Source organism: Lactococcus sp. LG1267, from assembly GCF_017309545.1.
GTDB lineage: Bacteria > Bacillota > Bacilli > Lactobacillales > Streptococcaceae > Lactococcus > Lactococcus petauri.
On sequence record NZ_CP071295.1, the window covers coordinates 287,330 to 299,693 of the forward strand.

Genomic DNA, 12,364 nt, shown 5'->3' on the forward strand with positions numbered 1-12,364 from the left:
GTTGTATGCTTACTTGTAATAGAAAGTTTTTATTGCCCCAAGAAATTAAATCAAGCCGATTTCTTTACCTACTTTGGCAAAAACAGCAACAGCTTCATCTAACATTTCTTTCGTATGCGCTGCTGTAGGCATCGCACGTACACGTCCTGTTCCAAGCGGTACAGTTGGGAAGACGATAGGTTTAACATAGACGCCATTTTCAATCAATTTCTTAGAAAACTCTTGTGTTTTTGCTTCATCTCCAAGAATCACTGGTGTGATTGGTGTTTCAGATACACCTGTATCAAAGCCGGCTTTTTGTAATTCTTCTTTGAAGTATTTTGCGTTGTCCCAAAGTGTTTCAACATATTCTGGATGATCATGCATTAAGACAAAGGCTTCTTTTGCTGCTGCTGCTGCACCCGGTGTCAATGAAGTTGAGAAAAGGAAAGGACGTCCTTGTGATTTAAGCCAATCAACCAAAAGTTTTGATCCCGCTACATATCCGCCTACTACACCAATCGCTTTTGAAAGAGTACCGATTTGGAAGTCAATCTTATCTTGCAAGCCAAAATGTTTTACTGTACCGGCTCCGCCGCCCATAACACCAGAACCATGCGCATCATCAACATAAGTAATCAAATCATATTTTTCAGCGATTTCAACAATTTCTGGCAATTTAGCAACGTCCCCATCCATTGAGAACACACCGTCTGTGATGTACATTACTTTATTGTATTCACCAGACTCAGTCGCTTCTTTTGCTTTTGCTTCAAGGTCAGCCATATCTTGATGCTTAACACGGATAATTTTAGCACCTGAAAGACGACATCCGTCAATAATTGAGGCATGATTTAGTTCATCTGAAAGAATCGCATCACCTTTTTTCATTACGGCGCTAATCGCTCCCATATTACAATTGAAACCTGATTGAAACGCAATCGCGGCTTCTGTGCCTTTAAATTCAGCGATTGTTTTTTCCAATTCAATGTGTATATCTAAAGTGCCGTTGATAGTACGTACTGCACCAGCTCCAGCTCCATATTTATCTGTTGCATCTTTTGTTGCTTGAATTAATTCAGGACGTGTCGCAAATCCCAAATAGTTATTTGAAGCAAGGTTAATCATCTTGTTGCCCGCAACTGTAATCTCAGGACCATTAGCGCTATCTAAAACGTCAATTGTGTTGAGCAAACCCTTTTGTTTAAGGTCTCCAAGCCCATTTTCGAGGAACTGTGTTAAAACTTTTGAAGTCATTCTATAACCTTCTTTCAATTTTTAGTTACACACTTTGTAACCGTTTACAGTAAGTTTAACACTTTTTTTTTACTCATGCAAGAATTTTTTGCACTTTGATTAAATTTTAATTTAAATTACATGTCTTTGTGAATTTCGTGATATCAGAGTAAATTATCTCACGATTAAAAAAAGACTGAACTATACAAAAAAAGACTTTGAAATTCAAAGTCCTTTTGTTTTAAGAATTATTGATCATTGTCATTGGCAATGAGAAAATGATCCACAACATCTTCAATACGGGCCAAGTCAACATTCCCTCCTGAAACGATAGAAACAACTTTTTTGCCTTTCACATAATCATCAACTTTACCTGAAAGAATAGCTGCTGTTGCAAGAGCGCCAGCACCTTCCACCACAATTTTCGTACGTTGAATCAAATCTTTAATGGCTAATTCGATTTCTGCTTCCGTTACAAGAACCATATTATCAACGATTTGATTGACTACTTCAAAAGTCAATTCACCTGGATAAGCCACATGACAGCCATCTGCAATCGTTGGTGCTTCATCATGGTGCACTTTCTTACGTTCTCTAAAAGATGCAGTCATACCATGGCAATTTTCAGCTTGCACACCAATAACTTGGATATTAGGGTTAAAAGATTTCAAGGCAACCGCAACACCTGAAATCAAACCACCACCGCCTACTGGCACCAATACTGTGTCAACATCCCACAGATGATCTAAGATTTCTAGACCGATTGTTCCTTGTCCAGCCATTACTTCTGCATCATCATATGGAGGAATATACGTAATATTATTTTCCTTAGCGTAAGCCTCACAAAAGGCCTTTGAGTCATCAAACTGTTCACCTTCAAGCATTACTTCTGCACCATAGCCACGTGTGGCATCAACTTTAGCTTGAGGTGCACCTTTTGGCATAACAATAATGCTCTTGATACCGAGAAGTTTGGAAGTTAAAGCCACACCTTGAGCATGGTTCCCTGCTGAACACGCAATCACTCCACGATCTTTCTCTTCTTGAGATAATTGAGCAATCTTATTGAAAGCGCCACGGAACTTGAATGAGCCTGTTAATTGCATATTTTCAAGTTTCAAGTAAACTTCGCCACCTGTTTTAGCAGTCAAGAACATTGACTGAATCAAGGGTGTTTCACGTGCATATTGTTTAACAGTGTTTTGAGCTTTTTTAATATCTTTAATTGTAATTGGCAGATTTGCTAAATTTGGCATAATTCTTTTTCCTTAGATTTCTTTTTAAAGTTCCGTATAAGTGACATCAATTGAATCAGCAAGTGCTTTAGAAACAACTTTTCCTTTATAAACACTCAAACCAGATAAGAGTTCTTTTGATTTCAGCGCCTCATCTAAGCCTTTGACTGAAATATCCTTAAGGAAAGAGATATTGCCCTGAGCCAAAGCAATTGTCGCTGTACGAGGTGTTGCTCCTGGCATATTTGGCACAGCGTAATGAATTATGCCGTGTTTGATGAAGACTGGATCCGCATGGTTTGTTGCATGATCGATTGTTTCAACAGTTCCTCCTTGGTCAATAGCGATGTCCACGATAACAGAACCTGGTTTCATAGATTTAACCATATATTCTTTGACTAATTTTGGTGGTTTAGCGCCAGGGATTAAGATTGTTGAGATAAAGACATCTGCAAGTTTAATATTTTTTTCCAATGCTTCAGTTGTTGATTTAACGATTTCAACTGTTTTGCCTGCATAGCGTTCTTTAAGTTGGGCGATACGCGCATCACCAAGTTCAATGATAATAACCTTACATCCCAAAGCAACAGCCATATCGGCAGCATTTTCTGCAGCATTACCACCACCGAAGATAACAACTGTACCAGCCTCGATACCTTCAATACCAGGAAGAAGAATTCCTTCCCCTTCATGTTGTTTTTCAAGATAATATTGCCCAATATTAACTGCACGACGTCCCGCAATAGCTGACATTGGTTTAAGCAACTCAAGCACACCATTGATTGAGATATTTTCACCGGAAATAGCTGTTACTCCGACTTCCATCATTTTTTCCACACAAGCTTTATTGGCTGCCAAGTGTAAGAATCCCCAAATAATTTGGCCTGGTTTGAAGTATTTATATTCAGATTCCATTGGTTCTTTGACTTTAACAATCAACTCTGCTTCCCAAGCAGTTTCTGTATCAACGATTTGTCCTCCAGCCGCTTCATAAAGGTCATTTGTAAAACCACAACCTGCACCAGCATTACTATCGACAAGTACTTCATTACCTGCTTCAACGAGAATTTTTACGTTTTCTGGAGTCATCCCTACACGCGCTTCACCTTGTTTTGGGTCTTTAATTACACCAATTTTCATTTTGTTTCTCCTTTGTGAATTCTTTATCAATTAAATGATAGCACTTTCATATTTATTTAGCAATTATTATTGTGAAATAAAACACTTTTTTAACGTTTTATTATTCTTCCTGTCTATATTCTGTCAATTATAAAAAAAGACACTCAAATCTTACAATTTGAATGTCCTTAAATTTATTTTAGTGGTCCACTTCGTCTGGATTGCGTGCCAGACCTGCTTTCCCATGAAGGCTGTCAATAAAGGCGATATCTTCTTCGGTCAAATCAAAATCAAAAATATCCGCATTTTCTTTAATACGGCTTGCCGTCACAGACTTAGGTAAAGGAAGATAACCTTTGTGTAAACTCCAACGTAAAACGACTTGGGCAACTGTTTTACCATATTTATCTGCAATATCCGCCAATTCAGTAACCGCAAAGATTTTACCTGTACCAAGTGGGCTATAAGCTTCTGTCAAAATATCGTGTGCTTTATTGAAAGCTACAACCTCTTCTTGCTGATCCGAAGGATTAACCATAATTTGGTTGACAACAGGTTTAATTTCAGCAACTTCCAATAAAGGTTCTAAGTGACGTGGATGGAAGTTAGACACCCCGATAGCTCGAACTTTTTTGTTCCGTACGCCTTCTTCCATTGCTTTCCAAACCGCAGCATTACGCTCTGCAAAGTTTGGTCGAAACGCTTTTGGATTTGGCCAGTGAATAAGATAAAGGTCCACATAGTCTAAACCTAGTTTTTCCAAGCTTTCATCTAGTGCTGCTCGGGCATCTTCTGTTGTACCAACAGCCCAAAGCTTTGTTGTAATAAACAAGTCTTCACGAGCAATTCCACTGTCTTTAATCGCGCGTCCCACTGACTCTTCATTGCCATAGACAGCTGCTGTATCAATATGACGGTAGCCAACTTCTAAGGCCGTTTTTACAGCTTGATATGCTTCTTCACCATCTTTAGATTGCCATGTTCCAAAACCAACTTTTGGAATTGTCATACCATTTGCGAGAGTGTAAGTTTCTGTAAGTGACATAATTTCTCCTTTTCTTTACTTTCTAGCTTCATTCTATCACTTTACGAGGTCAGACAAAAAAATTTTGGTTCAAAAAATGGTAAAATAGAAGAATACTAAGAATACTGGAGGTAGAAAATATGGCTGAAGTAGAATCATTCCAGCTCGATCACACAAAAGTTTTAGCACCTTACGTGCGCCTAATTGGGACAGAGACTGGTCCTAAAGGTGACATCATCACCAACTTTGATGTCCGTTTTGTGCAACCTAATCACGGTGAAATCCCGACAAGTGGGCTACATACTATCGAACACTCAATGGCAAGTTTGATTCGTGACCGTATTGATGGCATGATTGACTTTTCTCCTTTTGGATGTCGTACTGGCTTCCATATGATTATGTGGGGCGAACCAACTGCTGAGGAGATTGCTAAAGTGATCACTTCATCTTTGGAAGAGCTCGCAGGAGACAGTTTCACTTGGGATAATGTCCCAGGGGTTGCCGAAAAAGAATGTGGAAATTATCGCGATCACTCATTATTTTCAGCAAAAGAATGGGCGAAGAAAATTTTAAGTGAAGGTATCTCCTCGGATGCTTTCGAACGTCGCCTTGTAAAATAGAGAGAAAGAGAACCATGGGAAAGTATCAATTAGATTATAAAGGGCAAGCCTCTGTCCAAAAATTCCACGAAAAAAATTCAAATAAAAAGACAGATAAATTGTCAAAAATCGAAGAATTAAAAAAACAACACCAAGCGAAAAAGAAAAAAGAGAAGAAAGCATGAAAAAGTTAAACATTGCTTATGTTGGTTTTGGGAAGTCCACCAATCGCTATCATATTCCTTATGTTAAAATCCGTGAGCACTTCAACATTGCGCGCGTTGTCAACCGTAGCCTAGGCAAACGTCCTGAGCAAGCTATTCTTGAGGCTGAAGGAACTATTTTTTCAACAGACATCAATGATATTATTCAAGATGATTCAATTGATTTAGTCATTGTCGTCACTCCAGGTGCTGCACACTATGAAACCAGTAAAAAGCTTTTACTGGGTGGAAAAAACGTTATCTGTGACAAACCGTTAGTAGAAACGTTAGAACAAGCCGAAGAATTAGTTGGTATCGCTCAAGAAAAGAAGCTCTTCTTTATGCCTTTCCAAAACCGTCGTTTTGACAGTGATTTTTTGACAATCAAAAAAGTTTTGGATACGGGTTACCTAGGAGATTTGCTTGACATTACTGTCACTATGGATCACTATCGTCCAGCAGATGCAACTGCTGGTAAAAACTTTGATGGCGCCTGGTATGGCCATGGTGTACACATGGTTGACCAAATGGTTTCACTCTTTGGACAGCCAAAAGATGTACAATACGATATTCGTTCAACACGCGATTCAAATGCTGTAGATGATTACTTCTCTGTAAACTTGCTTTACACCGATTTCCGAGCAACAGTTCAAGCCACTGAACTGGCTGCACTCAAACGTCCCAAATGGGTGCTTTATGGTTCTAGAGGAACTTTAATTAAAGAAAACGTTGACCAACAGGAAAATGATTTGAAGGTGGGAATCTTCCCGGGAAGTGACGGTTTTGGGGCCGATGCACCGCAAGATTTTGCTCAATTGACATACTACAATCAAAATGGCGATCGCATTGAAAAGTCAATTCCTACGGTTTCAGGCGATTATGGTCGTGTCTATGATGCAGCTTATGAGTCACTCGTGAATGGAGCTGAAAAACTCGTTTCGGATGAGCAAATTTTGACAGTTATTGAAACTTTAGAAAATGGCTTTAAATAAAAAGTCCTCTTTGAGGGCTTTTTCTATACCCTTCCATCCATAAAAATAGCAATCCATTTCCTGAAAGAACTGAAAGATAAAATGTTAAAATGACACTATGACTATTACATTTAAAAATGTCACTAAAAAATACGGAGACAAAGCCGTACTTTCAGATATCAACTTATCCATTGAAAGTCACGAGTTTTTTGTTCTCGCAGGCTCTTCTGGTGGCGGAAAAACAACATTACTCAAGATGGTTAACCGGCTCATCGAACCCAATGAAGGGCAGGTCCTCATTGATGATCAAGATATTCAAACAATTAACTTAAGAGACTTGCGTCTTCAAATAGGATATGTGCTTCAACAAATTGCGCTCTTTCCTAACATGACCGTTTTAGAAAATATTGGTATCATCCCGACAATGAAAGGTTGGAGCAAAAGAGAAACGCGTGAGCGCGTACTCGAACTCCTTCCTTTAGTGGGTCTAGATGCTGAAAAGTACCTTAACCGATACCCTCATGAACTTTCTGGAGGTGAAGCACAACGGATTGGTATTTTGCGTGCTATCGCCTGTAAACCAAAGATTATTTTAATGGACGAACCTTTCTCCGCTCTGGATCCTATCTCCCGTAAACAGCTACAGGAACTGGTCAAAGATTTGCAGAAAACCTTAAAAATCACAACGGTTTTTGTTACCCACGATATGTCTGAAGGAATGGCGATGGCTGACCGTATCGCAATTCTCAAAGACGGCGAACTTCAACAGGTGGGACGTCCCCAAGAAATTTTAAATGCCCCAGCAAATACTTTTGTGGCGGACTTCTTCACTGATTATCAGCAAGACTTGTCTCAATATAAATTAAAAAATCTTGAACAAGTCCTTGCAACTCATGATTTTTCGGAAGAAACGCCTTTGGGGGAAATCTTAAATAGTCTGGAGGACGATGCTCATGAATAATTTGATTTCTACCTTTCAACAGCAAGAGCACCAGTTTTGGCTTGCTCTTCTAGAGCATATCCAAATTTCCTTGGTTTCTCTTTTTATCGCTATTTTAATCGCTCTTCCCCTTGCTTTACTTTTAAGACGTTACCCCAAAATTGCTGAGCCCGTACTGCAACTTACCGGAATTTTCCAAACGATTCCAAGTTTGGCCTTACTTGGATTATTGATTCCTTTTATTGGGATTGGTTCTTTGCCAGCTATTGTCGCATTAGTTGTCTACGCTCTTTTTCCTATTATTCAAAACACCTATACCGGTCTTCAGCAAATTGATCAGTCTTTAATTGAAGCAGCAACTGCTTTTGGGATGAACCGACGAGAGCGCTTGATGAAGTTTGAGCTGATACTTGCTCTTCCCTTTATTATGGCTGGTATTCGTACAAGTGCTGTCATGATTATTGGGACAGCAACTTTAGCTGCACTTATTGGAGCAGGCGGACTCGGAAACTTCATCCTCTTGGGCATTAACTCCAATGATGTTAACCTTATCCTGATTGGAGCGATTTCTTCTGCTTTATTAGCCGTTATTTTCTCAACCTTACTCCGCTTCTTGGAAAAAGCAAAAATTCGGACCATTCTGATTAGTTTCTTTGCTGGTCTTTTACTCTTGCTAGGGTCGTATTATCAACCTCAATCCAATACTCATCCACAGATTACCATTGCTGGAAAGCTCGGAGCTGAGCCGACACTTTTGATAAATATGTACAAGGAAGTCATTGAAAAGAACAGTGATATCGAAGTCACACTCAAGTCCAACTTTGGAGATACAACTTTCCTTTACAATGCTTTAAAATCCAATAAAATTGATATTTATCCTGAATTTTCTGGAACAGTCTTAACGACATTCTTGAAAAAAAACACAACCTCCACCGATCCCAAAAAAGTTTACGAAGAGGCACGCACAGGTATTGCTAAACTTGATAACTTTGCCTATCTTACACCTATGGAATTTCAGGATACTTATGCTTTAGCTGTGAAAAATAGCTACGCCCAGAAACATCACCTTAAAAATATTTCTGATCTCCAAGGGCTTCCTTCAGTTAAAGCTGGCTTTGACTTAGAATTTGCACACCGTCAGGATGGCTATATCGGAATTCAAAGTTTATATGGGTTAAGTTTTGATGTGAAGACAATGCAAACAAGCCTGATCTACAATGCTTTAAACAGTAATAACATTGATTTGGCACAAGTCTACTCCACAGACAGTCAAATCAAACAATATGAACTCACTGTACTGAATGATGATAAAAATCTTTTCCCTCCATATCAAGCAGCTCCTTTGATGAATAAAAATCTCCTTAAGAAATACCCCCAATTGGAGCAAATTTTAAACCGACTTTCAGGAAAAATTACCAATCAGGAAATGATTGATATGAATTACGCCGTCAATGTTGAGCAAAAAGATCCCGCTGCCGTGGCACATGACTTTTTAGTGAAACACAGTTTGATTTAAAGGTTGAGCTTAAGAACTCTTACATAAGGGTTCTTTTTATATATTTCATAAGCGAGCGCAAGAAATCAGCACCTGAAACTATGCTATAATGAAGTTATGAAAAAATATGATGTAATCGTTGTTGGAGCCGGTCCTTCGGGTATGATGGCAGCAATAGCTGCTGCAGAAAATGGTGCACATACAGCTTTAATTGATAAGAACAAAAAAGTAGGAAAAAAACTGTTGATGACGGGAGGCGGACGATGTAACGTTACCAACAGCCATTCTGTGGACGAAATTATCACCCATGTTCCTGGAAATGGCCGCTTCTTGCACAGTGCTTTTGCTCAATTTTCAAACTTAGATATTATTGACTTCTTTGAAAAAAATGGTATTCCACTCAAGGAGGAAGACCATGGTCGAATGTTTCCTGTAACCGATAAATCTCGAACAATTGTTGAGGGCCTTTTCAGTAAAATAGAGGAGCTTCATGTGGACTATTTTCCAAACGCTGCTGTAACTGAACTCAATATAGAACATGGTGCTATTACAGGACTTGAAACAGAAACAGATAGCTTCACAGCCTCTTGTGTTGTCTTATCTACTGGCGGACGCGCCTATCCCTCGACAGGCTCCACTGGTGACGGTTATAAATTAACACGAAGTGCTGGTCATACAATCACAACACTTTATCCGACAGAATCCCCATTAATTTCTTCTGAAACATTTATTAGTGAGAAAACTTTACAAGGTATCTCTCTTCGAGATATCCGATTAAGTGTACTTAATGCTAAAGGGAAAATCATCATTGAACATCAAATGGACATGCTCTTCACGCACTTTGGTCTCAGTGGCCCTGCAGCACTTCGCTGTTCTAGCTTTATCAACCAAGAACTAGCTAAAGGCGCAGAAAGTGTGACTGTCCAGCTGGACAGCTTCCCTGACATATCTGTAGCACAACTCTTAAACGACTTGAAAAATACTGCGCGAGACAATGGCAAGGCTGTTAAGAATGCTTTTGCAGCGCTCACGCAGGAACGCTATTTACTTTTCTTACTGGATAAAGTTCAAATCGACGCAGATATACCTGCAAAGCAATTGACCGAAAAACAGTTGGAGAAATTTTCTCATATCCTTAAAGCATTTCCAATCCAAATCGATAAAACTTTTCCGATTGAAAAATCTTTTGTCACTGGTGGAGGCGTTCAGCTTAAAGAAATTAATCCAAAGACAATGGAAAGTAAATTAACAGCCGGTCTCTATATGACTGGGGAATTGCTCGATATTAACGGTTATACGGGAGGCTATAATATCACTTGTGCTTTTGTGACTGGTCATGTAGCAGGTACCCATGCCGCAGAAATGGCCTCTTATATGAAATACTGAACATACTTTATAAAAACATCTAAAAGTTAAGTTCATTCTTGCATTCTTTCTCGTGAAATGGTATTATATTAAAGTACCAATTCGCGGAAGTGGCGGAATTGGCAGACGCGCAGGATTAAGGATCCTGTGGCCTATCTTGGCTGTGCGGGTTCAAGTCCCGCCTTCCGCATCTATATAAGAATTTAAGCACCAGTCTTGTAAGACTGGTGCTTTTCTTTTTTTATTGCTAAGCATGCTACAGTGGACAATGGATAAAAATATAGATACAAAAATAAACCACAACCTTGATTAGGTTGTGGTTTTAAAATAGAAATTAAAAAAATTTTCATATTTTTTCTTCAAAAAAGAAGCCTCTTAATCTTGAACAATTGCTGTATACACCTAAATTTTGTCATTCAAATTTGATTACCTCTGAGTATTGCCAAGATAATGCAATCTAATTAATATGAAGGTTTTTCTGTAATCGTTGCTGCCAATTCTACCAATGCTAACACTGGTTTACCTCTAAGCGTAAGGTAGAGCTTTCTTGTGCCTTTTTCATCATTAATGAGGAAATGTAAACCAACGCCTGATACAAATTTCAGAATATGGAAGACGATACCAATATTAATGAAATAAGAAACGATAATCAAGAAGTTTTGCATATTATTTCCTCACTTTTTTGTTTTATGTTTACTTGTGTAATTTATTATATATAAAAGTAATTTAGATTACAATAGATATGCAAATCATTTTAAATATTTCTTTCACATTACTCTAAATAACTAAAAAACGCTAAACTATGACTAGTTTATGCGTTAGTATTTAGATAATTTGTAACAAATTAGCTGTGGCCTGTCGTTTTACACCCTCTTTTTTAAGTGTGCTTCCATTTCATATCTTTACCTGTCAGGAAAGACCATAGAGCCGCGGCATAGAAAATCAAAAGAAAGATGGCATAGACAATTTCGGGGAAATAACTGAGTGCCACAAGGCGACATTTCCAGCCTTGATCCCAAACGGTAGTCACTTGAACGAAGAGATAAAGTATGAGAAGTACGATAGAAGTTATTCTAGACCATCCCAAAACCGCTCCCTCACTAAGCACTACCTGAATCAAATAAATCGTAAAGGCAAAAAGAACAATCGGAGTGATAGCAAGCGCCATATACAGTCCGATTTGTTGCACCCAATAAATCATCCGCATCCAAGGTGGCATTTTTCTGCCATATTCTTTAATATTTTGTAAAGCACCAATATACCAGCGTTTACGCTGATGGTAAAGCGAGTTATAATCTTCCATAACATCAGTTATGGACTTCACACCTACATGAGGTACTGAAAAGCCTAAAACGAGGATAGCTAAAGTCAGCTCATTATCCTCTGTCATGCTATCGACATCATAGTAGCTTTCCCCCTCTGGTAATAGCTTACCTTCTAAACGTGCTCCCTTAATTTCTTTGAGAACATCCCAACTAATCAAGCTAGCTGTTCCTGACAAAACATAAACTTCAGCTCTTTTGTGAACTAAGCGGGCAAAGCGAGCAAATTCCATTTGTTGTAAAATCCCAAGTAAGTTGGTTGAATTACGTCCAACAAAGATAGAACTGACCCCACCCACACGCGCTTGTTCTATCATTTTTTTCTCAGCTTTTTCGATGAAATCAGGCTCTATCATCGTATCCGCATCCATAACTAAAACAGCAGAGCGTTGAGCATCTAATGTCGGAGAAAGTTTTTCTAGTGCCCAGTTAAGTGCACCTGCTTTTTTCTTCTCATTTTTCCCTGGCATAACCAAAACTTCTGCCCCAGCGGCCATAGCTTCTACAGAGGTCAAATCCGTTGTGTTATTGGGTACGACAAAGATGCGATCAGGTAATCTCGTTTGTTCATAAATACTGCTTACCGCTTCTCCTATACTCCCCGCTTCATTCCATGCGGGAATCATTACAACGATATATAGCGTTTCCTCCATAAGAAAAAGTCCCTTCATTCTGTACGATCTGTTTGAACAGTTATAAACATTACTTTTAGGTAACTAAAATAACAAACATATATCCATTGTAATATTTTTCTTAGTAAATTCAAAACATCTTCCCAGCATATGGACTTTTCTTAGGCAATTTTAAGTTTTTGTTTCTCACAGTAGTCCTTAGCGTCAGCGAGTAATACAAAATACTGGTTTACCAAGGCGCGAA

General features: G+C 38.7%; 12 protein-coding genes and 1 tRNA gene. 7 read left to right on the forward strand and 6 right to left on the reverse strand.

The window, feature by feature from the left end:
* Positions 1-45: 45 nt before the first annotated feature.
* From J0J33_RS01440 to J0J33_RS01455, 4 genes are all read right to left on the reverse strand, one after another.
* On the reverse strand, positions 46-1,236 hold the full coding sequence (locus tag J0J33_RS01440; RefSeq protein WP_014025448.1) for a glycine C-acetyltransferase: 1,191 nt from the start codon (positions 1,234-1,236) through the stop codon (positions 46-48).
* Positions 1,237-1,463: 227 nt separating this feature from the next.
* The gene (gene tdcB / locus J0J33_RS01445; RefSeq protein WP_003133199.1) at positions 1,464-2,471 is read right to left on the reverse strand and encodes a bifunctional threonine ammonia-lyase/L-serine ammonia-lyase TdcB; all 1,008 of its coding nucleotides are present in this window, start codon (positions 2,469-2,471) and stop codon (positions 1,464-1,466) included.
* A 24-nt stretch (positions 2,472-2,495) separates the two neighbouring features.
* On the reverse strand, positions 2,496-3,590 hold the full coding sequence (locus tag J0J33_RS01450; RefSeq protein WP_019292975.1) for an alanine dehydrogenase: 1,095 nt from the start codon (positions 3,588-3,590) through the stop codon (positions 2,496-2,498).
* Between the two features lie 178 nt (positions 3,591-3,768).
* Positions 3,769-4,614, reverse strand: coding sequence for an aldo/keto reductase (locus tag J0J33_RS01455; protein ID WP_165720181.1), 846 nt, complete (start codon positions 4,612-4,614; stop codon positions 3,769-3,771).
* A gap of 119 nt (positions 4,615-4,733) precedes the next feature.
* Here J0J33_RS01455 and J0J33_RS01460 point away from each other — a divergent pair, with 119 nt between their 5' ends.
* The 7 genes from J0J33_RS01460 to J0J33_RS01490 all read left to right on the forward strand — a co-directional run bounded on the left by J0J33_RS01460 (position 4,734) and on the right by J0J33_RS01490 (position 10,356).
* Positions 4,734-5,213: an S-ribosylhomocysteine lyase gene (locus J0J33_RS01460; protein ID WP_003133193.1), complete on the forward strand. Its 480-nt coding sequence runs from the start codon at positions 4,734-4,736 to the stop codon at positions 5,211-5,213.
* 14 nt (positions 5,214-5,227) lie between these two features.
* On the forward strand, positions 5,228-5,377 hold the full coding sequence (locus J0J33_RS01465) for a hypothetical protein (protein WP_014025452.1): 150 nt from the start codon (positions 5,228-5,230) through the stop codon (positions 5,375-5,377).
* Positions 5,374-6,387 (forward strand): Gfo/Idh/MocA family oxidoreductase, encoded by a 1,014-nt coding sequence (locus J0J33_RS01470; RefSeq protein WP_040087054.1) that lies wholly within the window; start codon positions 5,374-5,376, stop codon positions 6,385-6,387. Before J0J33_RS01465 ends, J0J33_RS01470 begins: the two co-directional genes overlap by 4 nt.
* 97 nt (positions 6,388-6,484) lie before the next feature.
* On the forward strand, positions 6,485-7,327 hold the full coding sequence (locus J0J33_RS01475) for an ABC transporter ATP-binding protein (protein WP_019292970.1): 843 nt from the start codon (positions 6,485-6,487) through the stop codon (positions 7,325-7,327).
* A complete protein-coding gene (locus J0J33_RS01480; RefSeq protein ID WP_165720182.1) occupies positions 7,320-8,822 on the forward strand; it encodes an ABC transporter permease/substrate-binding protein in 1,503 nt (500 codons plus the stop codon). Before J0J33_RS01475 ends, J0J33_RS01480 begins: the two co-directional genes overlap by 8 nt.
* A gap of 96 nt (positions 8,823-8,918) precedes the next feature.
* The gene (locus tag J0J33_RS01485) at positions 8,919-10,187 is read left to right on the forward strand and encodes an NAD(P)/FAD-dependent oxidoreductase (RefSeq protein WP_019291507.1); all 1,269 of its coding nucleotides are present in this window, start codon (positions 8,919-8,921) and stop codon (positions 10,185-10,187) included.
* An 83-nt stretch (positions 10,188-10,270) separates the two neighbouring features.
* Positions 10,271-10,356, forward strand: a tRNA-Leu gene (locus J0J33_RS01490).
* A gap of 271 nt (positions 10,357-10,627) precedes the next feature.
* On the opposite strand, the gene J0J33_RS01495 is transcribed toward J0J33_RS01490, so the two are convergent.
* Positions 10,628-10,831, reverse strand: coding sequence for a hypothetical protein (locus J0J33_RS01495; protein ID WP_019291506.1), 204 nt, complete (start codon positions 10,829-10,831; stop codon positions 10,628-10,630).
* Between the two features lie 212 nt (positions 10,832-11,043).
* A complete protein-coding gene (locus tag J0J33_RS01500) occupies positions 11,044-12,159 on the reverse strand; it encodes a glycosyltransferase (RefSeq protein WP_173817263.1) in 1,116 nt (371 codons plus the stop codon).
* Positions 12,160-12,364: the final 205 nt, after the last annotated feature.